This window comes from Pseudomonas sp. zfem001 (assembly GCF_032621725.1).
Classification (GTDB): Bacteria; Pseudomonadota; Gammaproteobacteria; order Pseudomonadales; family Pseudomonadaceae; genus Aquipseudomonas; species Aquipseudomonas sediminis.
Map to the genome: position 1 here is coordinate 159,746 of NZ_JAVYJI010000004.1, position 23,055 is coordinate 182,800.

Annotated in this window: 20 protein-coding genes; 12 read left to right on the forward strand and 8 right to left on the reverse strand. The window is 61.4% G+C overall.

The genetic code is table 11. The features are described 5' to 3' along the window. The 11 genes from RTH74_RS15115 (at position 1) to RTH74_RS15165 (ending at position 15,313) form a co-directional block, all read left to right on the forward strand. Positions 1-1,332 (forward strand): DotU family type VI secretion system protein, encoded by a 1,332-nt coding sequence (locus RTH74_RS15115; RefSeq protein ID WP_316915190.1) that lies wholly within the window; start codon positions 1-3, stop codon positions 1,330-1,332. Next, complete coding sequence (gene tssM, locus RTH74_RS15120; RefSeq protein ID WP_316915191.1) at positions 1,329-4,829, forward strand: type VI secretion system membrane subunit TssM; 3,501 nt, start codon at positions 1,329-1,331, stop codon at positions 4,827-4,829. The genes RTH74_RS15115 and tssM overlap by 4 nt, the downstream gene beginning before the upstream one ends. Then, a complete protein-coding gene (tagF, locus tag RTH74_RS15125) occupies positions 4,826-5,479 on the forward strand; it encodes a type VI secretion system-associated protein TagF (RefSeq protein ID WP_316915192.1) in 654 nt (217 codons plus the stop codon). The genes tssM and tagF overlap by 4 nt, the downstream gene beginning before the upstream one ends. Continuing rightward, entirely contained in the window at positions 5,476-6,213 is a 738-nt protein-coding gene (locus RTH74_RS15130) for a protein phosphatase 2C domain-containing protein (RefSeq protein WP_316915193.1), read from the forward strand. Before tagF ends, RTH74_RS15130 begins: the two co-directional genes overlap by 4 nt. Continuing rightward, positions 6,204-9,218: a serine/threonine-protein kinase gene (locus tag RTH74_RS15135; RefSeq protein ID WP_316915194.1), complete on the forward strand. Its 3,015-nt coding sequence runs from the start codon at positions 6,204-6,206 to the stop codon at positions 9,216-9,218. The genes RTH74_RS15130 and RTH74_RS15135 overlap by 10 nt, the downstream gene beginning before the upstream one ends. After that, positions 9,218-9,934: an ABC transporter ATP-binding protein gene (locus RTH74_RS15140; RefSeq protein WP_316915357.1), complete on the forward strand. Its 717-nt coding sequence runs from the start codon at positions 9,218-9,220 to the stop codon at positions 9,932-9,934. Before RTH74_RS15135 ends, RTH74_RS15140 begins: the two co-directional genes overlap by 1 nt. Continuing rightward, positions 9,934-11,133, forward strand: a complete 1,200-nt coding sequence (locus RTH74_RS15145) for an FtsX-like permease family protein (protein WP_316915195.1) — start codon at positions 9,934-9,936, stop codon at positions 11,131-11,133. The genes RTH74_RS15140 and RTH74_RS15145 overlap by 1 nt, the downstream gene beginning before the upstream one ends. Further along, positions 11,126-12,928, forward strand: a complete 1,803-nt coding sequence (locus RTH74_RS15150) for an SUMF1/EgtB/PvdO family nonheme iron enzyme (RefSeq protein ID WP_316915196.1) — start codon at positions 11,126-11,128, stop codon at positions 12,926-12,928. The genes RTH74_RS15145 and RTH74_RS15150 overlap by 8 nt, the downstream gene beginning before the upstream one ends. 56 nt (positions 12,929-12,984) lie before the next feature. After that, a complete protein-coding gene (gene tagQ / locus RTH74_RS15155; RefSeq protein WP_143505078.1) occupies positions 12,985-13,872 on the forward strand; it encodes a type VI secretion system-associated lipoprotein TagQ in 888 nt (295 codons plus the stop codon). Positions 13,873-13,964: 92 nt separating this feature from the next. Beyond that, positions 13,965-14,867: an NAD synthetase gene (locus tag RTH74_RS15160; RefSeq protein ID WP_316915197.1), complete on the forward strand. Its 903-nt coding sequence runs from the start codon at positions 13,965-13,967 to the stop codon at positions 14,865-14,867. Continuing rightward, positions 14,864-15,313: a hypothetical protein gene (locus tag RTH74_RS15165; RefSeq protein ID WP_316915198.1), complete on the forward strand. Its 450-nt coding sequence runs from the start codon at positions 14,864-14,866 to the stop codon at positions 15,311-15,313. The genes RTH74_RS15160 and RTH74_RS15165 overlap by 4 nt, the downstream gene beginning before the upstream one ends. Before the next feature lie 37 nt (positions 15,314-15,350). On the opposite strand, the gene RTH74_RS15170 is transcribed toward RTH74_RS15165, so the two are convergent. From RTH74_RS15170 to RTH74_RS15200, 7 genes are all read right to left on the reverse strand, one after another. After that, positions 15,351-15,638 carry a type II toxin-antitoxin system RelE/ParE family toxin gene (locus tag RTH74_RS15170; RefSeq protein ID WP_316915199.1) on the reverse strand — a complete coding sequence of 96 codons (288 nt, stop codon included), beginning with the start codon at positions 15,636-15,638 and terminating at the stop codon, positions 15,351-15,353. Next, positions 15,628-15,867, reverse strand: a complete 240-nt coding sequence (locus RTH74_RS15175) for a type II toxin-antitoxin system RelB/DinJ family antitoxin (RefSeq protein ID WP_084314717.1) — start codon at positions 15,865-15,867, stop codon at positions 15,628-15,630. Before RTH74_RS15175 ends, RTH74_RS15170 begins: the two co-directional genes overlap by 11 nt. 679 nt (positions 15,868-16,546) lie before the next feature. Further along, complete coding sequence (locus RTH74_RS15180) at positions 16,547-17,113, reverse strand: hypothetical protein (protein ID WP_316915200.1); 567 nt, start codon at positions 17,111-17,113, stop codon at positions 16,547-16,549. A 369-nt stretch (positions 17,114-17,482) separates the two neighbouring features. Further along, a complete protein-coding gene (locus RTH74_RS15185) occupies positions 17,483-17,815 on the reverse strand; it encodes a YegP family protein (protein ID WP_031628938.1) in 333 nt (110 codons plus the stop codon). Between the two features lie 289 nt (positions 17,816-18,104). Next, positions 18,105-18,665, reverse strand: coding sequence for a DNA-binding protein (locus tag RTH74_RS15190; RefSeq protein WP_316915201.1), 561 nt, complete (start codon positions 18,663-18,665; stop codon positions 18,105-18,107). A gap of 23 nt (positions 18,666-18,688) precedes the next feature. Further along, on the reverse strand, positions 18,689-19,771 hold the full coding sequence (locus RTH74_RS15195) for an ATP-binding protein (protein ID WP_316915202.1): 1,083 nt from the start codon (positions 19,769-19,771) through the stop codon (positions 18,689-18,691). 114 nt (positions 19,772-19,885) lie between these two features. After that, positions 19,886-20,782, reverse strand: coding sequence for a competence protein CoiA family protein (locus RTH74_RS15200; RefSeq protein ID WP_316915203.1), 897 nt, complete (start codon positions 20,780-20,782; stop codon positions 19,886-19,888). 127 nt (positions 20,783-20,909) lie between these two features. On the opposite strand from RTH74_RS15200, the gene RTH74_RS15205 reads away from it, so the two are divergent. Beyond that, positions 20,910-21,863, forward strand: coding sequence for a hypothetical protein (locus tag RTH74_RS15205; RefSeq protein WP_316915204.1), 954 nt, complete (start codon positions 20,910-20,912; stop codon positions 21,861-21,863). Here the strand turns inward: RTH74_RS15205 and RTH74_RS15210 are convergent. Then, a complete protein-coding gene (locus RTH74_RS15210) occupies positions 21,857-22,996 on the reverse strand; it encodes a hypothetical protein (protein WP_316915205.1) in 1,140 nt (379 codons plus the stop codon). The two genes, RTH74_RS15205 and RTH74_RS15210, sit on opposite strands and share 7 nt — an antisense overlap. Positions 22,997-23,055 lie beyond the last annotated feature (59 nt).

A 23,055-nucleotide genomic window follows, 5' to 3' on the forward strand; every position in this document is an offset into this window, starting at 1 on the left:
ATGACGGATCAAGATGACTGGCTGAACAAGCCGCCGGCACCGCAGCCGCAGAACAATGATCGCACCCAGTTCATGCCGCGCCCGGGCGGCCGTGGTCCGCAGCCCGTCGCCGAGGCGCCGGCTGCCCCACTGCAGATGCCTGCCGCGCCACTGCCGGCAGGCCAGGCCCGTGGCATGAACCCACTGGAGCAGGCCGCCGGCCCGCTGTTGAGCATGCTCACCCGACTGCGCAGCACCCTGGCCCATCCCGCACCGGCCAGCCTGCGTGCGCAACTGCTTGGCTATCTGCGCCAATTCGAGCAACGTGCCGAGGCCGCCGGTGTGCCGCGCAACGATGTGCTACTGGCCCGCTACGCGCTGTGCACCGCGCTCGACGAGGCCGTGCTGAGCACGCCCTGGGGCAGCACCAGCGAGTGGGGCAAGCAAAGCCTGCTGATCACCGTGCACAACGAGGCCTGGGGCGGCGAGAAGGTGTTCCAGCTGCTCGAACACTGCCTGCAAAGCCCACGTGAACGGCTCGATCTGCTCGAACTGCTGTACCTGTGCACCAGCCTCGGCTTCGAGGGTCGCTATCGGGTCATGCATGACGGTCGCAGCCAGCTGGAAGCGCTGCGCGAGCGCACCGCCGCGACCCTGCGCAGCGTGCGTGGCGAGCGCGAACACGAGCTGTCACCGCACTGGCGCGGGGTCAACGTGGCCCCGGATCGCTTGTCACGACTGCTGCCGCCCTGGGTCGGCCTGGCCGTAGCTCTGGCGCTGTTGCTGCTGGTGCTGCTGGTGTTGCGGATGAAACTGGCAGCCGATGCCGAACCGGTGTTCCGGCAGATTCACGCACTGGGCGAAGTACCGGTGCAGAGCATCGAACCGGCCGTGGTGAAGCCGCGTGTAGTGGAGCGCCCGCGCCTGGCCACCTTCCTCGCCGACGACATCCGCGCCAACCGCGTAGCGGTCGAGGATGGCGTCGACCGCTCGGTGGTGACCATCCGCGGCGACGAGCTGTTCAGCTCCGGCAGCGCCAGCATCCGTGACGACTTCCAGCCGTTGCTGCTGCGCATCGCCGAGGCTGTCGCCAAGGTCAAGGGCCAGGTGCGCATCACCGGCCACAGCGACAACCAGCCGATCGCCACGCTGCGCTTCCCCTCCAACTGGGCACTGTCGCGTGCCCGCGCCGAAGAGGTGCTGCAGATTCTCGCAGCGCGCACCGGCCAGGCCGAGCGCTTCAGCGCCGAGGGCCTGAGCGACACCGAACCGCTGGCATCCAATGCCACGGCCGAAGGACGGGCGAAGAATCGCCGGGTAGAGATCACCGTGCTGGCGGAGGGTGTGGAGTGAAGGCGCTGTTCGGATTCATCACCCGCTGGGTCATCCCGCTGCTCGGGCTGATCGCCCTGAGCCTGATCATCTGGTTCATCGGTCCGCTGCTCAATGCACTGCAGCCGGCCTGGACGCGCTGGACGCTGATCATACTGCTGTTCGCCCTGTGGCTCGGCTGGCGCCTGTTCTGTCTGCTGCGCGAACGCCAGCAGGAACGCAAGGTGCTCGACGGCCTGGCAGCACAGGCCGCGCCGGACGCCGCCAGCGTGGCCACCGCCGAGGAGCTGGCGACGCTGCGCCAGCGCATGGACGAAGCCCTGACGCTGCTGAAGAAGGCGCGCCTGGGCGGCGATGAGCGGCGCAACCTGTATCAACTGCCGTGGTACGTGATCATCGGGCCACCCGGCTCCGGCAAGACCACCGCACTGGTCAACTCCGGCCTGAACTTCCCGCTCGCGGCGCAACTCGGCGCCGGCGCCATTCGCGGTGTGGGCGGTACGCGCAACTGCGACTGGTGGTTCACCGACGAAGCGGTGCTGCTCGACACCGCCGGGCGCTATACCACTCAGGACAGCCACGCCCAGGTGGACAAAGCGGCCTGGCTCGGTTTTCTCGACCTGCTCAAGACCCAGCGTGCGCGTCGCCCGATCGATGGCGCCTTCATCGCCATCAGCCTGTCCGATCTGCTGCAAAGCAGCGACAGCGAGCGCGCCGCACACGTGGCGGCGATCCGCTCGCGGGTGCAGGAGCTGTATACCCAGCTCGGCGTGCGTTTCCCGGTCTACGTGATGCTCACCAAGTGCGACCTGGTGCCGGGCTTCATGGAGTTCTTCGACGACCTCAGCCGTGAGGAGCGTGCCCAGGTCTGGGGCTTTACCTTCGCCCTGGATGACGGCAAGAGCGTCGGCGGCCCGCTGGAGCGTTTCGACAGCGAGTTCGTCGCCCTCGAACAGCGCCTCAACCAGCGCCTGGTCGAACGCCTGCAGCGTGAACGCGATCCGGCACGACGCGACCTCATCTACGGTTTCCCGCAGCAGTTCGCGGCGATCAAGAGCCTGCTCGGCGAGTTTCTCAACGGCGTGTTCAAACCCAATGCCTACGAGGAGCGCAGCCTGCTGCGCGGTGTGTACTTCACCAGCGGCACCCAGGAAGGCAGCCCGATCGACCGCCTGATCGGCGCCATGGCGCAGAGCATGAACCTCGACCGCCAGCACCTGGCCAGGCAGAGCGGCAGCGGCCGCAGCTATTTCCTCCAGCACCTGTTCAGCCGCGTCGCCTTCGCCGAGCGCGGCCTGGTCGGCGTCGACCAGAAGGTCGAGCGCCGTCGCAGATGGCTGGCCATCGGCTCGCTGGCCGCCAGCGTGGCACTGGTACTGGTGGTGAGTACGCTGTGGCTGCTCAGCTTCAACGCCAACCGTGAGCATATCGCCCAGGTCGGCGCGCGTACCGTGCCGCTGGAGCAGCAGGTGCGCAGCCTCAGCCCGGCGCAACGTGACGTACTGGCGGTGCTGCCCCTGCTCAGCGCCGTACGCAACCTGGCGGGTAGCCCGCCGGACTGGGCCAAAGGTCTGGGTCTGTATCAGGGCGACATGCTCGAAGAGCAGGCCGCCAGCGTCTATCGCCGCTTGCTGGTGGCCACCTTCGCCCCACGCCTGCTCAGCCGAGTGGAGGAACAGCTGCGCACGGGTGGTGGCTCGGACTACCTCTACGAAGGGCTCAAGGCCTACCTGATGCTCGGTGGCGGCGAGCAATACGACGCCGAATTCATCAAGGCATGGATCGCTCTGGACTGGGATCAGAGCCTGCCGCGCGACCTGTCGGGCGAGCAACGCCAAGCCCTCGACGAACACCTGCAGGCGCTGTTCGAGCGGCGCCCGCCGGATGCCCGCCTGGATCAGCGTCTGATCGACGAGCTGCGCATGCAGCTGCAACGCCTGCCGCTGGCGCAGCGGGTGTATGACCGAGTCAAACGGCAGAAGCTGCCAGCCGGGGTCAGCGACTTTCGCATCAGCGAGGCCGCCGGGCGCGACGCCGCACTGGTCTTCACACGCAAGAGTGGCAAGGCACTGAGTGACCCGCTGAGCGGTTTCTACACCCGTCGTGGCTACCGCGAAGCTTTCCTGCTTGCCAGTGTCGGCCAGGCCAGTGTCGTGGCCGAGGAACAATGGGTGCTGGGCCGTCAGCTCGACAGCACCCAGGATGCGGTGAACCTGGCCGCCGATGTACGCCAGCTGTACATGCGCGATTACGTGCAACAGTGGGATGCGCTGCTGGCCGACCTCGACTTTGTGCCGATCACCAGCGTCGCCCAGGCGGCGGACGTGCTGCGGATACTCTCGGGGCCGTCCTCGCCGCTCAAGCAACTGCTGATCGCGGTAGCGCGGGAAACCGATCTGCAGCAAGCACCCGAATCCGAAGGTGTGGCCAAGGCCGCCGACGAGGGTGTCGACCAGCTCAAGCAGAAGCTCGGCTCGCTGCTCGGCCAGACTCCGGCCGGCAATGCCGTGGCGGCGGTGAGCGCGATCGATCCGGTCAGCAGTCATTTCGCTGAACTCAACAGTCTGGTCAGCCAGGACCCTTCGGCGCCGATGGCCATCGATGGCCTGCTGGCGGACCTCAACGAGCTCTACGTGCAGCTCAGCAGCATGGTCGGCGCCAGCGGCGAAGCGCTGCTCGGCGAGGCGAAGAACCAGGCCAGTGCTGCCGCAGCAAGGGTCAACCTGACCGCCGCGCGCCAGCCGAAGCTGGTTCAGGGCCTGGTAGGTTCGGTCGTCGCCGCCAGCACCAACAGCATGATGGGCGGGGTGCGCAACCAGCTCAATGCAGCCTGGCAGAGCGACGTGGTCAACGTCTGGCGGCAGTCGCTGAGCGGTCGTTACCCGATGGTACCGGGCAGCCAGCGCGACGCCACGCTGGATGATTTCGGCCAGTTTTTCGGTGTTGGCGGGGTGATGGACAACTATTTCCGCAAGTACCTGCAGCCCTACGTCGATACCTCGGCACGCAACTGGCGCTGGCAGCCTGGCGCGGCGCAGAAGCTGGGCATCTCCGCCGGCGTGCTGCAGACCTTCCAGCGCGCGGCGCTGATCCGCGACGAATTCTTCCGCAGCGGCGGCCTGCAGCCCAGCGTGCGCTTCGACCTCAAGCCGGTGAGCATGGATGCCACTATCAGCCAGTCGCAGCTCGACCTCGACGGTCAGCTGATCGGTTTCGACCACGGCCCGAGCCGTCCGGTGGCGGTGCAATGGCCGAACCCGAGCAGCATCGGTGTGGTGCGCCTGTCGGTGTCGCCACCAGTGGAGGGCGGACGCTCGGCCCTGACCCTGGAAGGGCCGTGGGCCTGGTTCCGCCTGCTCGACCAGTCCGAGCTGATTGGCGGTGCCTCGCCGGATCGATTCAACCTGCGCGTACGCCTGGATCGCTCCAGCGTTGCCTACGAACTGCGCGCCAGCAGCGCCTTCAATCCTTTCAAGAGTCGCGCAGTGGCCGGCTTCACCCTGCCGGAGCGGCTATGACGATGATGGGTTTTTACGGCAAGGTCGCCAGCCGCGGCGACTTCATCGAACGCAATCTGCCGAAGGACTTCCAGCGCAGCTGGGACGCCTGGCTGTCGGCCGGTCTGCAGACCAGCCAGGGCCAACTCGGCGAAAACTGGCTGGATGCCTATCTGACTAGCCCACTGTGGCGCTTCGCCCTGGCACCTGGAGTGTGCGGCAGCGAGACCATGGCCGGGGTGCTGATGCCGAGCATCGACCGCGTCGGCCGCTACTTCCCCCTGACGGTTGCCTGCCGCATGCCTGGCGGGCAACCGCTACAGGCCTTGCAAGCGAGCGAAGCATGGTTCGAGCGGATCGAGGACCTGCTGCTGAGTACCCTGGAAGAGGGCGCCCGCTTCGAAGACTTCGAGACAGCGGTGCAGAGCCTCGAGCCCCTGCCGGCTACGACGCTGCCCGCATACGACCAGGCGCATGGCCTGCAGCATTGGCCGGTGGTCGATGCGCCGGGCCGTCTGGCAGCACTCGCTGCCCAGGCCTGCAGCGGTGCCAGCCTGTGGTGGGGACGTGGTTCGCAACGCATCGCGGCCGGATTGCGCCGTTGTCAGGGGCTGCCACCGACCGAGTCCTTCGCGGCTTATCTGCTGGGCCCGGAGGTGGTCGCGCAATGAATGCACTGCTTTACCAGTCGGCGGCCTACAGTCATGTCGGCCTGGTGCGCCAGATCAACGAAGATGCCTATCTGGAGCGCCCCGAAGCGGGTCTCTGGGTGGTTGCCGACGGCATGGGCGGGCACGCGGCCGGCGATTACGTCAGCAGCCTGATCGTCGACAGCCTGCGCAACATCAAGGCGAGCGACACCCTGAGTGACTACGAGCATGCCCTGCGGCTCAGCCTGAGCCAGGTCAACTCTGCCGTGCGCGAACAAACCCACCTGCGCGGTGTGACCATGATGGGCAGTACCGTGGTGCTGATGGTCGCCCGCGGCAACCGGGGCTTCTGCCTGTGGGCCGGCGACAGCCGCCTTTACCGGCTGCGGGCAGGCGAGCTGCAGGCGGTTTCGCGTGACCACAGCTATGTGCAGGACCTGCAGGACAGCGGCCTGCTCAGCAAAGCCGAGGCGCGTCTGCATCCACGCGCCAACATCGTCACCCGCGCCATCGGTGTGCAGGACCAGCTGGAGCTCGCCTGCAGCGTCTTCGACATCCAGCCCGGAGACACCTGGCTGCTGTGCAGCGACGGTCTCACTCGCACGGCCGAAGATCACGAGATCTGCGATGTGCTGACGCATACCGACCCCTATCAGGTGGTGCGCAGCCTGGTTCACCTGGGCCTGACACGCGGCGCACCCGACAACATCACTGCCATCGTCATCAAGGCGAGCGAGCCCGTCTCATGGACCTGAACATTCCCGGTTTCGACATCGACAGGATGATTGGCGAAGGCGCCATGGCCACCGTCTACCTGGCACTGCAACGCTCACTCGAGCGCAAGGTGGCCTTGAAGATCATGGCTCCGGCACTGGCGGCCGATGCCTCGTTCTGCGAGCGCTTCCTGCGTGAGGGCAAAACCCTGGCGCGCCTGGCGCACCCGCACATCGTCACCGTGCATGACATCGGCAACGCCGGCGAGCATTACTACATGGCCATGGAGTACCTGCCCAACGGTACCCTCGGCGAGCGTATCGCCGCCGGTCTTAGCCCCGAGCAAGGGCTGCAGTACATCCGCCAGATCGCCTCGGCGCTGGGCTACGCCCACAGCCAGGGCTTGATCCACCGCGACGTGAAACCGGCCAATATCCTCTTTCGCGCCGACGGTACCGCTGTGCTGTCTGACTTCGGTATTGCCAAGTCACTCGATGACCGGACTCAGTTCACTCAGGTCGGCTTCGCCGTCGGCACGCCCAATTACATGAGCCCCGAGCAGGCGCGCGGGCTGGATATCGACGGCCGCGCCGACCTCTATGCGCTGGGCGTGGTGCTCTATGAAATTCTGGTCGGCGAGCTGCCGTACATGGGCACCGATGCGCTGTCCACGGCGCTGGCCCATCTGACCCAGCCGCTACCGGAACTGCCGATACAGCACAGCCGCTATCAGACGCTGCTGCAACGGCTGCTGGCGAAGAATCCGGATGAACGCTTCAGCAATGCAGCGGAGCTGCTGGCCGCACTCGATAGCCAACCAGCGCCGGACCTGGACGCCACTCTGGTCCGTCCCGCGTTCACCCACCAAGCCACGCTGGGTGCGCCTTCAGCCAGCGAATTGGGAGAACTGCAACCGGTCTCCATCGAGATTCCACGCAGTACGCCGGCATCGGCTCCCACCGTGGCACCCGCAGCGGCTGCCACTGCCAACAGTGCGGCGGCACAACCGAGCACCAGCAGCAAGCGTCCGCGCATGGCGCTGCTGGCAGTAGCCGTTGCTGCTGCGCTTGGCCTGGGCGGCGGCGCCTACTGGTGGCTCTCCCAGCCCTCCCCGGTGGTGGCTGCGGATAGCTCGCCGCAAAGCACCGGGCAGGACGCAGCTATCGAGCCACTGGCAGCCGATACGGGCGAGGCCGGCGAACGACCGCTGCTGATGCCGGGCAAGACAACCCTCTACCAACGCATCCTGGCCAAGCCTGGGGCACAGTTACTGAGTGCTCCGGGCGCTTCTACAGGCGAAGCGCTGCCGGCCTTCTCGGTGCTCTACGTGTATGCCCGGCGCAACCAGGACGGCCAATCCTGGTTGCAGGTCGGCGCGGCCAGCGATGGCCGAGTGCAGGGCTGGATCGCCGCCGAACAGGCAACCGACTGGAAACAAAGCCTGGTGCTGAAATTCACCGAGCGCTCCGGGCGGGCACCGGTGCTGTTCATGCAGCAGGCTGCCGACGTCGAACGTCTGATCGACCATACCAGCCAGGCTCGCGAGCTGCTGCTGCAGGCGCAGAACGATCCCGAGCAGGTGCCGCAAGTGGTGGCGCTGGAGCCGACAAACAGTGCGGTTCCGCAGGACCAGTTCTACCTGATGCCGATCTTCGACTTCCGCGAGGCCTTCGACGCCGAAGGCCAGCCGGTGCAGTTGCTCAACATCGCCTCGATCGATCCCGGCAGCGCCGCACAGAGTTCTACCGACAAGCCGGTCGCTGCCACCGATTCGGGCTTCCGCACCGGCATCGTGCTGGTGGTCGACACCTCGGTGTCGATGCAGCCCTACATCGACCGCGTACGCCAGGTGGTCAGCGAGCTGCAGAGCCAGTTGCAGGCGCGGGGTGAGCTGGACAACGTCAGCTTCGGCCTGGTCGGCTATCGCAACAGCACGTCGCGCACGCCGGGCCTGCAGTACCTGAGCAAGACGCTGGTCAACCTGCAGGAGGGCAGTGATCCGCAGCGTTTCCTGCGCGCCGCCGAGCAGGTGCAGGCGACCACGGTATCCAGCCACTCCTTCGACGAGGACGCCTTCGCCGGTGTCATGCAGGCCGTCGAGGGCATGGACTGGTCGAGCTATGGAGGGCGCCTGATCCTGCTGGTCAGCGATGCCGGCGCGCTGCGCAAGAACGACCCCTTCAGCAGCACCCTGATGAACGAGGCCGAGGTACGCCAAGCGGCGCTGAGCAAGCAGATCAAGATTTTCGCCCTGCACCTGCGCACACCGGCCGGCAAAGCCAACCACGCTGCTGCCGAGCAGCAATATCGGGTGCTGACGGCCGACAGCAACCCGCAGATCGGCGACCTCTACGTCTCGGTACCGGGCGGTGATGTCGAAGCCTTCGGCGAGCGCGTGCGCGAGATCGGCTCGACCTTCGCCGAACTGGCGCAGCAGATTCGCGCACAGCAGGCACCAGTCACCCCGCAACTGGCCGGTGGCGCCAATCTGGCGACCAAATCGCAGGCCATCGGCTACGCCATGCACATGGACTTTCTCGGCCGCCGCAGCTCCAGCCAGGCGCCGCAACTGGTCAGCGCCTGGACTGCTGACCGTGACCTGAGCAACCCGAACCTGCCGACACTGCAGGTGTGCGTGATGCTGACCAAGCTGCAACTCAACGACCTGCAGCAGTCGCTCAAGCTGATCGTCGATGCAGCACGCAAGACCAAGACCTCGCCGGCCGACTTCTTCAGCGAGATCGCCAGCGCCAGCGCCTACATGAGTCGCGACCCCGCTGCGCTACGCCAGGGTACCAATCTGGCGCAAAGCGGCGTGCTCGGCGAGTACCTCGACGGCCTGCCATATCGTAGCAAGGCGCTGAGCATGACCCAGGACCTCTGGCTGTCGCTGTCGGTGGCCGAGCAGGAGGATTTCATCGACGAACTGGAGTCGAAGATTCGCCTCTACGAAACCTTCCACAATGACATGGCCAACTGGGTGCGCTTCGGCAATGCCGAACCGGGCGACGCCCTGTACCGTGTACCGCTGTCGACGCTGCCATGATGATTCGCCTTCAGCAGGTCCTAAAGCAACGTGGCCAGGGCGCACAGCGCTACAGCCTGGCCATCGAGCAGTTGCAGTTGGAGGCCGGCGCGCGAGTGGCACTGGTTGGCCCCAGCGGTTGTGGCAAGAGCACGCTGCTCGACCTGCTGGCCCTGGTGCTGGCCCCGGATGTCGCCGAGACCTTCGACATGGAGTTGACCGGCTCGGTCAGCGATATCGCCACATTGTGGCGACAGGGCCGGCAGAACCAACTGGCGCAGCTGCGCAGCCGGCATCTGGGTTACGTGCTGCAGGCAGGCGGGCTGCTCGGCTTTCTCGATGTGCGCAGCAATATAGCGCTGCCCCGGCAAATGCTCGGAATGGCGGACAGCGGCCAGGTACTGCGTCTGGCGCAGGCGCTGGATGTGCAGGAGCAGTTGGCCAAGTATCCCGCGCAGTTGTCGATCGGCCAGCGCCAACGCGTCAGTTGTGCCAGAGCCCTGGCTCACGGGCCGCAGTTACTGCTGGCTGACGAACCTACTGCGGCGCTGGACCCACTCAATGCCGAGCGGGTCATGCAGCTGCTGCTCGCTCAGGCCGAACAGACCGGCGCCACCTGCGTGGTGGCGACTCACGACGAGGCGCTGGCGCAGCGCGCCGGTCTGAGCATCCTGCGCATGCACTGCCGCCGCGACGCCGACGGCGGTGTCAGTGCCCATCTTGAGCAGGCCGCCTGATGCGCCCGCTGCTGATCGCCGACCTGGCCTGGCAGGACTACCGCCGCGAAGCGCGCCTGTCGGCATGTGCCGTGCTGGCCCTGGTGGCGGTGATCGCGCCGCTGCTGGTGCTGTTCGGCCTCAAGCATGGCCTGGTCGGCAGTCTTACCGAACGCCTGCAACGCGACCCTGCGGTGCGCGAGATCATCCCGCTGGGCGGCACACGCCTGCAGGCAGAATTCATCGAGGCACTGAGCCAACGAGACGACGTCGCCTTTGCCATCCCGCGTACCCGGCAGATTGCCGCTACCAGCGAACTGCAGGTGGCGCCAGGGGAGGCGAGGGTCAGCGTGGAGATGCTGCCGACGGCCGACGGTGATCCGCTGTTACAGGACCTGCCGGAGCCACAGGCGCTGCAACAGGTGGTGCTCAGCCATACCGCTGCGGAGAAGTTGGGGATCACGCCAGGTAGCCAGTTGCAGGCGCGCTTCGGTCGCCAGCGAGGCAACGACCTGCAGTGGCAGCAGACCACCCTGCAAGTGCTGGCTGTGCTGCCGCTGGCGGCCTTCGAGCGCGATGCATTGTTCGCGCAGGCGACGCTGCTGGAGGCCGTCGAGGATTACCGCGACGGCCTGGCAGTGGCTGCACTGGGTTGGCCAGGCGCAACGTCGACACAAGCGTCGCGTATCTATCCCGGTTTTCGTCTGTACGCGCGCGCGCTGGAAGACGTCGAGCCGCTGCGCCAGTACTTGGCCGCGCAGCAGGTGCAGGTCGTGACCCAGGCGGCGCAAATCGCCCAGGTACAGACACTGAGCCGCAATCTCGATCTGTTGTTCTGGCTGATCACCACCCTGGCTCTCGGGGGCGCGTTAGCGGCCACCAGCGCCGGTACCCTGGCTGCCATCGAGCGCAAGCAGCGTGAACTGGCCGTGCTGCGCTTGCTGGGCTTCGGCAGCGGCGCACTACTGTTTTTCGTGATCCTCCAGGCGCTGTACAGCGGCCTGTTCGCCAGCGCCCTGTCAGCTCTGCTGTACCGACTGGCAGAGGGCGGTATCAACCATCTTTTCGTGCAGGTACCGGGCGATTACGCCAGTCGCCTGCTGCCCGAGCACTACCTGGTGGCCCTCGGAGCCGTCCTGCTGGCCAGCGCCCTTGCCGCTGCGCTGGGCGGTCGGCGCGTGGCCCGGATCGACGCCTCTCAAGGAATTCGTGATGTCTGACAGTCGTTTCGCTCCCTCCGCCCTGATACTCGCCACGCTCGCCCTGGCCGCCTGCTCGCCGGGCGATGAACCACCAGCGGCGAACGCACCCGCCGCACCTGCGCAATCAGAGGCCGAGGCGCCACGCGAACTCGATGCGGAACAATTGGCCAGGCTGGACAACCCCAAACCCCTACCGGGCGATGTCAGTCTGCCGCTGCCCTGCGGTGGCGAGATGGTCTTTCGCCATGTCTATGTCCTGACTCAGGGCAGCCTGGATGACCGCGAAGTCAGCCTGGGCTATCCATTCGGCGAAGGTGAAGCCGGCTACAAGCAATCCTTCATCTCCGGCTATCGCCGCGACTTCATCAACGGCCAGTTCAGCCTGCAGGACCTGGCTCCGCAGTGGAAGAAACAGATCGCCGAGCGCCTGCCCAAGATCGACGCCGGCAGCCCGCTGAAACCGATGATGTATTTCATCGGCAAGTACGAGGTCACTGCCCGCCAGTACGCTCAGGTCATGGCCCAGGCTCAGGCACTGGCCAGTGGTGAGCCGAGCCCGAATTGTGCGCCGGTCACCAGCGCGGCAGGACGACTGCCCCAGGTCAAACTGTCGCGCTTCGAAGCCGAGCGTTTCGCCGCGGTTTACAGCGCCTGGCTGCTGGCCAACCACCGTGATCTGCTGCCGGTCAGTGGTCGCGGCAGCAAAGCGGAAGAGGGTGGCGCGGCTTTCGTTCGCCTACCCACCGAAGTGGAATGGGAGTTCGCTGCCCGAGGCGGCTCGCAGGTCAGCCGTCAGGAACTTGAATCACGACTTTTCCCACGCCCGGTCGAGGGCAGTGACGATGATGGCCCATTGGCCAACTGGGCCGTGTTCAACCAGGTGGCAGGTGGTACCGGACAGGCGCCCCGGCTGATGCCAATCGGCACCAAGCAGGCCAACCCGCTGGGGCTTTTCGATGTGATCGGCAACGCCGCCGAGATGGTGCAGGAATCTTTCCAGCTGGTCAGTGCCGGGCGCCGCCAGGGCACCTATGGCGGCTTCGTGGTCAAAGGCGGCAACTACCTGGAAGGCGAGGGCACGCTGTTTACCGGCATGCGCCGCGAATACCCACTGTTCGGTACCGATGGCAGCGAGCAACGCAACGAAACCACCGGGTTTCGTGTGGCGATCGGCGCATTGTCTGCCCCGCGTTCGCGCTATGACGAACTGTTCGCTCAATGGCAGAAACAGGGACGTCTATCTGGCCTCACCGACGATATCGGCGATGCCGAGGACCCGACTCAACGCCTGGACAGCATCATCGCCAGCGCGACCGACCCACGCCTGCAGGCAGAGCTCGGTGTGGTCAACGAAGAGCTCAAGCGCAACGTCTCGCTGATCGCCCGCCAGCGCGAAGAGGCCGCCGGCAACCTGATCCAGTCTGCCGCCCTGGTGGCCGAAACCATCAACAACTACAACATCCGCCTGACCAACCTGCGTCAGAGCCAACGCCAGGCTCAGCAGAACAATGATGCCGCTTCGGCGCAGATATTCGCCGGGGCCATCGAGAATGGCACCAAGGCGCTCAACGGCGCTGTGGCGATCTATATCGACAACATGGCCAGCGGTACCCGCTACACCAACGCGGTGATCCAGGCACAGTTCCAGCGCATCAAGGAAGAACTCGCACGCAAACCGGTGATCGGCAACAGCCTGGTCAACCGCGCCACTCTGTTCGTCAGTCACGTCGCGCTGTACCGCGCCCAACAACGTGCCGACCCGGCCCAGATCCTCAAGCAATTGCTGGAAACGCAAGCGGTGCCGCAGCCGTGAATACGCCAGCCATTGTCTCCAAACAACAATCCACCACCAGCAGAGAGAGCCTAGCTATGCGTCCATCCAAAACGAACCTCACCTCGCAACCTCGTAGCCGCGTTCTGACACTCGCCGCTATCGGTTTCACCTCGATGACCGTACTGATCAGCGGCTGCTCCACCTCCGCCGTCAACCGTGTCGGCAAAAGCACCGAGGTTACCTATTACCCAAGTTGCTACCAGCCGGTTCAACACCTGCGTGATACCGATTCGAACCTGACCCGCTCGGTGGCCACCGGCGCCGTACTCGGTGCGGTAGGCGGTGCACTGGCAGGCGCACTGACTGCCGACAAGGAAGATCGCAAGCGCAACGCTGCCATCGGCGCTGCTGGCGGTGCCCTGGTTGGTGGCGCAGCGGCCTACTACACCACCAAGCAACAACAGATCAGTGACGATCGTCAGCGCATCGGCTCCTACTCGACCGACATCAATGCCAGCGCCAGTACTTTCGACCGCAGCATCGCCTATGCCGAAGCCTCCCAAAGCTGCTACCAGAACGAATTCAGCAACCTGCTGAAGCAGCGCAAGTCCGGTGCAGTCAACGAGGAAGAAGGTCGCAAGCGTCTGGCCGAAATTGTTTCCGGCCTGAACGAATCCAACAATCTGATCACTGCCGTCAATGGCAAGGCCGGCGAAGACCTGAGTAACTACACCCAGGCTTACGAGGCGGACCTGAAGAATGTCGGCGTCGCACGCACTGAGGTAGCTACAGCCGCCAAGACCCCCGCCAAGAAGCCGGCCAAGGTGCCTGCCGAAGCGGTCAAGACCGAACAGGTCCTGCAACAGGCCGAAGCCAAGAAGGCCAAGAGCCAGCAAGTGGCGACTGCCGGCACCACCAAGGTCAACAGCATGTGCAGCAACCCGGACATGGGCGACTGGGCACCGATTCCCTGCCCGGTTTAAGTCATTTCGGATAAGCAATTGACCGAATACTCCGCCGGTTCTCCTTCTTGGGTAGGGCCGGCGGTTATCGGAATTTCGACCAAGGAGGGCCAATGTCCGACTACCTGATCGGGTTGAGAAACACCCCATCACAGATGATGGCGCGGCAGCGCATCGAAGCCATGATCGACCTGCGCAAGCTCTATGCCGCCATCGACGCAGATCCTGCCATCTCAGGTGCTGGCGTGGTGTACATCGACTCCAAGTTCAATTCGGTGACGCTGCGCGAGTTCACGCCCATCTGCAGCATCAGACCCAAGCGCATCATCATTCGTGAAGCTCAGCGCAACGTGTCACCGCAGCAATTCGTTCAGCAGGTGCAGTCCAACCCACGTGAATCGCGGCTGGTGGCCGAGAGCGTCAATACCAGCCTGGCCTGTGCCGGCGCGGTGCTGGGCTGGATCGCGATCATCGGAGGCACAGCCATCGTGCCGTTTACGGGTGGAGCGAGCCTGGTGATCACGACGCTAGGCGTAGCGGCTGCCTCGGCGAGTTCCGTGCAATGCTTAGCCGGTGCTGCGCGGGTCTATACCGAAGTGAACAACCCGGAAGCACTCGATAGGCTGGATAGCCAGCAGTGGTATCAGGACGTATCCAGAGCGCTGGATATCATTTCTCTGGGCGGCGTAGCCGGGGCCGGAGCAACCATTTTGCGTGTGATGAACATGCGCAGGGCCATGACAGGACGAAGCTGGTACCAAAGCCTGAATGGTCTGAGCCGTCAGGAAAGGCGACGTTTGACCAACGAGATCCTGGAAAACCGCAATCCAGCGCTTACTCCCGCGCTGCGCAAAGCGCTGCAGAATAGCGGCGAGCTTCCGAAACGCTTCAGTACCAGTGAAATCTCGTCGACATTGGCGATCAATATCAGAGATGCACTGGGTGCCGGCCTCGGCTTGCTCGGCAGCAGCATGGTGCAGACTTATGCCATCGGCCTTTACGAGGAACTAGAGTGAAGCAAGGACTCGATTTTCTCTCGATACTGCACCGGCACTTCCCGGTCTTCATCGCTGCGTTCTTTCTGGCGCTGTTTTCCCTGGCGGTCAGTCAGATTCTGCTGCTGGAGGTCTATCCGCCCAGCCTGGATGACTATGGCATCTACATGATGCTGGGTAGCTGCGGGATATCCTTATACCTGTGTGGCGCCAACCTTCTGGTGATCCGCGGCCGTCCCTGGGCGGTCTGGTTGATCGTCGCAGCCATGGTGGTGTGCATACTGGTGGTCGTCGGACACTGGGGCAGGCGAGCGCCTGATCTGCTGTACTCCATCGGTCTGCTGCTGTCGTTGGCTACCCTGCTAACCCTCAACAGCAAGCGCTATCGCGCGATGCTATCAGCCATGGTGGAAGTACGAGGCCAGCGCGCGGCGTGGCGTAAGCGCGAGAAGAAACAGCGACACTAGATGGCAAGACATAGCCAAGCTTTCTTTTGCGAGGGCGTTATTTAAGCCGCTCAGCGGCCTTGCGGTAAGCCTGCTCACGGTCACGTCGATCCACCGCGACGACAAACACCACCACTTCATGGTCGATTACCTGATACACCAGGCGATAACCACTGCTGCGCAGCTTGATTTTGTAGCAGTCGGGTAGCGAGTGAAGGCGATTCACCTCAACGCGCGGGTTGACCAGCACCTCCGCGAGCTTTTTCTTGAGCTGCTCGCGGACGGTGTCCCCCAGCTTGTGCCACTCCTTCAGTGCTCGTGCATCGAATTCGAGGCTATAGGTCATCCAGCGAGACCTTCACGCGCTGCGGAGCAGCAAGGCGCTCACGCACCGTGGCAATCAGGGCTTCATCTTCCTCGGTCATCAGTACCGGACGGAAAGGCAGCTGCCCGCGCTCGGCCACGTATTGCAGGGCTTGGCGCATCAGCTCAGAAGGGGTGACGCCGAGCTTTTCCAGTTCCCGGTAAGCCCGGACTTTAAGCTCGTCGTCGATGCGGATATTGATGGACGCCATCGTGCGGCCCTCACTGTAATGACAATCGTATTTACAGTGACAGGACAACCGCCGTTTGGCAAGCGGGTTGGCGCACCGCCAGTAACACACCGACCAAGTGCTCCCTGACTGCGGCGCCAAACCCCATTTACCGGTAGCCACATAGCGCTAATGAAAAATCCCGGCTCACCTTTCGGTAGGGCCGGGACTCTTCAGGGAAGGGCTAGAGAACTAAATCTTTCCCACCTACAACAGGTCTTGTCGATGGGCAACAAAACTGGCATTCGCCAAAATAAATAAAAGCAGTTAAATCAATGACTTACTAAAAATAATGGGCACCATTATTGGCATAATCGAGCCACATAAAGTGGCATTTTTCGTCAAAATGACCGCAATAAGTGGCATTTTCCGTAGGCTTCACAGCTCGGATCCTACATGCAGCGAAAAGCCCCAAGCCCATCAAGCATGCGGATTTCACCCCGCTGTCATTAAAATCCAGATTAAAGAGCTCGATAGGAGGATGGAATCTCCGTCCGTCGAAGGACTGAAGCTCGATCCCACAGCTCCGTAGCGGGAACCTTCATTTCTGGGGCAACAAAAAACCCGCCGAAGCGGGTTTTCTAGCTATCCGGGATTACGCATCTCAGCCGATGCCGAGTGCCCTTGCCCCACCTGTGCAAAAGGAATGGCTCAAGAGAGTTCACATCCCATCATAAATGGCGGTGTATTCAATGCCTCTGGGCCGGATCCAAAGCTTGTTGCTTTCCTGCTTCCGGTTTAGCCAACCAAAGACCAGAAAATGCATACCCTCAAGCTCCTCCCAAGTGGCACCGTGATAGTCCAGGAATTCCGTGCAAATGTCCTTACGGATGATCACGCTTACGTTGTCTTTATCACCAGTATTGATCCAGCGCGCCTCATTCTTGGACTGGCGGGTATCATGGATGTCCCCCCAGAAGCCTCTGAAGCAACCTACATGAGCGTCTGTGACATCAGAGAAATTGACGAACAAATCGCGTACCCGATACTGATCAACATCAGGTAACTCAATGGTTTGTTCTGAGAGCCTAAATTCTTCCGAGAATATTAGGTTCTTTAAGATAGGGCGAAGCCTACGCCTAGATATCGCTCGGCGATTGTTTCCAAGCCCCACATGCCGACCGCCCCTAGTACCGCCGCCACCCTCTAATACCGGGTCACCGTTTACCTGCTCAGCAGCCCCATAGCGAAGATCGAGAACGATGTGATCACCGGGGTTATGCAGCATATCTTTATCATCGCCACCACCCTCACCCCGTTCGGACTCTGGTGCGGCGAGCGGGCAATTTCGATGAGGTCTTGCTCGGAAGTGGGGGCCTTGTCCGCTTCGAGCCTCTTTGACAAAAATCGCCCGAGTGCCACATCTGACACAAACAAGGTGCCGACGCTTATTTGCTAACTCAGGAGCCGGGAGCTTGGCAAATTTCACTGCGGAATATTCACCGCCATCCAAGGTGCACTTTGCTATGTCCATGTCTTCAGCTTATATCGTTAACAATTAGTAGCGGGGGCACTCAGCCTCTCGGCATCCTCGCCCCATAACCAGATGCTCGAATAAAGCCCCTACAGAGCAGGGGCTTCGTACGAGCACACTGGATCAGGTGAGATCTACCACCGGAGCACTAGGGCCATACGCCTTAACCGCCGCGATACCACCATCACGTGCTTGAGCGGAGCTGTAAATTTCGCTCTTGCCAATGACCTGCCCATTACCTGCATGCAGAGTGAAGTAGTACTGGCTGTTTACGGACGTCAGCTTCTTGTAGTTGGCATCATATGGGGAGTTGACCCTTACCGACTGAATACCATTCTGGCAGTTCGCCTTAGTGGTATAGCCCTCGCTAGCAAGGATTTTCTCGCCATTAGGCGCCTTCAAACGGAAGTAGTACTGACGATCCGTTCCCAGGAAAATCTCGTATTTCGCGCTCATAAGCTGCTCTCCTATTTCTCTTTCCGCACGCCTTTGAACGGCGTCTTGTCGGACGTTTTCACGTCCATGAACTGGCCGGTTTCCGTGTCACGTTTAACCCAATGCCCAGACGGCGTCTGGGTTTGGGAACGCTGACGTACCGCACCATTGCGATGCCCATCACCAGCTGGAGGATTAGTTGCCATGTCGATCACCAATCTGCTTAATTGATCCAGTTTAACCAGAGACTGCAAAAAACCTCTGGAGTCGACGCGAACGTTACGCCTCGAATCTGGATTTGTAAAGCCGTTTAAGCAGAATCGCCGATGGCGCGGTAAATGTACTCAATTCCGCCGGACTCGGCGGTCTCCTCGGCTCTAAGGATATACCCCTGATCCTTGAGCTTCTTGAGCTTCGTACTGGCATTGGCTACCGAAATGTTCAGTACCTCAGCCACCTTGGCGGCAGTAACCGCGCGCTGCGGCAGCACGCAATCGAGCAGTTCCCTCGTGGACGAGCTGATTTCAGGGCCGATGACTTGGTAATGGTCTTCAGCCCAGACAGTCAGAGGAATCTCCTTGGCCTGGGCTGCGTAGCTCCAGTTATCCAGCAAATCTCGATTTTTGACATCCGTGAGGAAGAAGCCGCGCTCTCCCCTAAAAAGCTTCGCAACAGCAACCACGCTCTCTCTCGGAAATGATGCATCCGTCGCTTCTATGCCAGAGAGGGAGATCCCAAAAACGGAGTACTGCGGATGGGAGTGGACGAAGTCGAGCAGCTTCCCAAAGGTTGCCTTCCCCTGGACGTTTCCAAAGGGGTGGTCGTCCTCGGTGAAGTCTCTTAGCTTGACCGTGATTGATTTCTGATTCATTTGCTCAGTTTAACGAGAGGGCTCTAGCTGTCAATTAAGAAGTCAAAGCAGATATGGGTTCCCAGGATGGTTGGCATATCCATTCGGGGGTAGCTACGGTTGAATCGACCATCGCTGTAAACCATCGTCAGCTCAAAGTTTCTCTGTCTCACCGTAACCGTGGCATTGAAATCAGCGGCCATATCACCACTTCGTTTCAGCCCGAGCCCTCGGCCATCGTCGTCGGAACTGGAGACTCGCCCCTGCTTGAAGACGTGCAAGACCAGCTCCGGCCCTGACTCTGCTTTCGAGAAATCGAGCTGCTGAAAGAGCTCTGGGTACTTCCGTTCCAGAACAGGTTGTAGGCTTCCGACAATACCAATCCCGCTGTCAGAGATCACTGTCTGAATTTTGCGGCCTTTCGGGTAGTACTGAAGAGCTGCAACGCCCGGAATCTCGGACTTTGCATGATCCCTCACGTTGCCAAATAGCTCCGAAATGAAGGTGAATGCGGACTGCATATAGCGTTCACCTGCACACTCCACCAGGCTGTTTTTCAAACGCTTCGGAATGGACTCATCGGGGATGTGAGGTGCAATCGGTGCAAGCTCAACCACACCATGATTGTTGCCACGGTAGGTTGCCGCCCCTGATAGGGAGGGTCGCTCCGGTATCACACTCACGGCCCCAGCTAGGTGGTCAAAAAAACCTAGCCGATTGAAGTAAGTCAGCGTTGCCTTGCAGGCACTGAAATCAATCGACACCGCCTTACCAACCATCACGAGCTGATTGCATAGCGCAAGCATTCGCGCCGCAGCATCAATCATGATCTTGCAGCCCTTAGGCACAACGAACACCGCGTCTGTGCAGGCAGAATCCAAGGGCGACCCAGCAGCAGCCAGCGCACCCTCAAAGGAGGCACTGTCCACCCACGCCTCCTTTTTAAGGACGACGGTCAGCACACTCTTCACCATCGACCACCGATGGTCAGCATCCTGGGCGAACTTATCGGGACTCTTATAAAGAAGCGAATTGACCTCCCCCTTGTCCACCCCTAGATGCTTGGCAATATCCCTTGCCTTTGAGCCTGGGTTTTCCCGCAGAAAACGCTCAACGTCAGCAATCAACCACCTAGTCTCCTTGGCTTATTGGCATCCAGAGGCTCTACCAGACCTCGACGGATATCTCTCGATCCTACAACGCATGCCAGTACAGCTAGGCTGGCCGGACGCCACTATAACTTAGTGGACACCGGAGATCAGTTGGTCGCTATCGGCCAAGGCCTCAAGCTCCTGCTGAAGAAGAGATTTAGCCCAGGATGGGAACATCCAGTTCTTGTATTTGGGGACATAGCGTCCGCTGTATTGCCTGGCCAATTGTTTGAGCGTTTCAGCCATCGCTGGGCTGTATGCAACCGAGCGAACAACGACTGACCCAAACTCAAGCACCCGCAAATCAATCCAGAGCCCTTGGATAGTAAATCTCATCCGCTCAGCAGGCTGAGGACTCCGGTCTTGCACCTCTATGGCCTCAACAACGGGCAAAGTGAGTTCGCTGACGTTTGTTGGCTGCGGCAATAGCGGATAGAGCCACTGCTTCAGAGTGGTGTCGTGCAGGATGGCTACTCTGAGCTCCAACAGCCCTTCTTTTGAGGGATTCACCGCTAAGCCACTCAGATCGATCTCGACGGTACGAATCCCCAACTGCTCTATTCGCGCCTGCTTTTCTTCCTGGACAAAGGAGGTACAGGCAAGCTCGATCAACAAGGGGCCATCGAACAACTCAGCGCGTAGGTCGGGCCTGAAATCGCCCATCCAGCATTCTTCTCTGACCGACGCAAAGTCCCACCAAGAGCTTGGGTCTTCAGAGTCGGGGAAATGTCCGGGCAGGGGCGGTAGCTGCAACCCCATACTTTCTTTCACAACCTGCTTGGCGTACCGATGCAAGAAGCTTTCCGGCATTACCTCACAGGGGACTTTTTGCAAGGCGTGGGAGAAGTGATGAATCCGTTGCCGCCCTTGTCGAGCAACTAATGGCTCGTCGCATTCGAGGCAGCGGCACCCACAAGCCAAGCCACGCTCTACCTCGTCAATCGATACAACTCGGGCATTGGCATCCACCGCTATCGTCATGGTCATGAGGCGTTCCTCTGGAGTTAAGAAGACCTCCAGAGTGAAAATAACAGTGGTCAAAAACCTCCAGAAACCGCCACATTCCGGAAACTCCGGTTAAAAACCCTTACTTATAAGACGCATAGGGACATGCATGATCGAAGCACTTCAACGCATCCAGCACCAGCTGAAGGCAAGCCCATCGCGCGGGCGCTCCTATGAGATTCTGTCTTTTATGGTCGACGCCGGCCTTGCTCGCCCAGCTTGCACAGACAAGCTGAGCTTCGAAGCCAAAGCGTTGCTGGCAGGTTGCGGTACCGCGTCAGAGCAAGAAATGGATCCCAAAGACTGGGTGCCGTCCATCGCGATTCTGCGACGCGCGCTACGCCTGACCCAACCAGAGTCCTCTAAGCAACGTCTGCAACTCGGCTACCAACCTGGTGGCGGCAGAGGCAATGTCAGCCTTTACTGGCTAGAGTTGGCGACCGAAGAGGCTTCTGCCCAGCCCCCAGAGGTCGAACCTTCATCCACCATCCGCTATCGCCGCTCAGCCAATGGCGCTATTAAGGCATCACTCGCAGCCCGTCTGTTTCTACGCAACGGGGAAATGCGCAACCTTAGCGCTCGGGGCATTAGCTTTCTCAGCACTATTCTATTGGGCAGTGCTTTCTGGGTGGCCCTACTGGGAATCATGCTACTCAGTCTTGGCACACGTGCAGGCCCAATCTCCATGGGCAGCCTCATTACTCTCGCCCTGACACTGCTAGGTTTCGTGTTCGTGTGGCAACAGGTATACGCCCCTTGGTTCCGCGTCATAGACGATTGCGTTGTCAAAGCCCCCCATTGGGTCTCTGCGTTCAAGGAGGTTAGCTGCGAGCTAGAGATGTTCCGGCACGAGAAATATCGCTGGACACGCCTGGTGCGCTTCTCCGCAGACTGCCCGGTTTGCGGTAGCAACATTGAGCTCCAACCCGGCAAACCTGACCAAAAGTTTCCTCTCGTAGGCCGCTGCGTTGAAAGCCCGCATGCCCATGTCTACAGCTTTGATCGGATGACGCTTCGTGGGACGTACCTTGGCCCCCCCATACCACTGCTAAAGGATCAGTAAGGAATCTCGATCTTCTGATCCAGAATGGCATCCGGACACAGCACCAGCGGATCGAGCCAGTCCGCTTTTGCCCAGGCCCAAGCAATATAGTGTTGCTGGGCTTCATCCAGCCCCACCCCAGTCGACTGCGTCGTCTGCTCAAGTGCCGCCAGGTATGCACGAATTGCCTGTGCTTGCTGCCAACGACGTGCAGCTGCTTTGAGGGCTTCCAATTTTTCCTTCTCAGCATCCTGTATAGCTTTCTGTGCCAGCGCCTCACGGCGCTGAATCTGCTTTCGCTCCTCAGCACGCGCCCACTCTTCACGTGCCCCCACAATATGCAGGGCCTGCTTAGCCATCCGCATGATCAGCTTGTTCAGCTGATCCTCCACCACTTGGTGGGGGCCATCCTTGATCGAGCCGCCATAACCTCCGCTGCGGATCTCCAGGCAGCCTGACGGGGTATAGCGATAACGTGGCCAATACGACCAATCACCACGCGCTTTCGCTGCTCGCTCCGAGTCTGTCGGCTCATAGTCAGACCGCTTTGTAGCTTCAAAGATGTTCAAAGCTAAGCCCACTCCAAACATCTCGACTTCTAGGTGGTGTTTTCCTGCCACTAAGGTGAATCCGCGCTTTTCTATTGCTCGTACCAGAGCATTGGCAATGCGTAGTGCGCGGGGACGCTGCTTGGTTGAAACCGCAATGTTGATCCCCTTACCTCCGGGTAGCGGAAGGCCACGGCTATCCTTATAAGTCGCATGAAACGCATCGCGTGTTGCCGCAACCAGTGGGTGCCAGTGCGTACCGCGCGTGGGTACCTTGATGAGATTTGCCGGATTCTGTTCGTAGGCAATTACGGCAGCCAATCGCTCATCGATTACCTCTGGCTCCGCAGGGCGATGACGCTGGGCCTCAGGCGGCTTCAGTAGATAGCGGGGGTTGCCCTTATAGAGCTTGAGTCGGGGTTTGGGAGGAATACCACGCCCTGACTTCACTTTCGCCCAGTGCCCTCTGGTCGGGGTTGGTACTTGCAAGCGCGTACAGAGCTTCTTCAAGCCGACATCTGATAGCCCGTAGCGCGGCGCAACCACCATCATCGGCTCGGCCCACACTTCGTCTAACAGCTTGGCGCGGTCGTACTCTTCTCGCATGGGAAAGTCTCCATCGCAGGGGAAAAACGGCACTACCGTGGGCAAAGCAACTAGGGGGC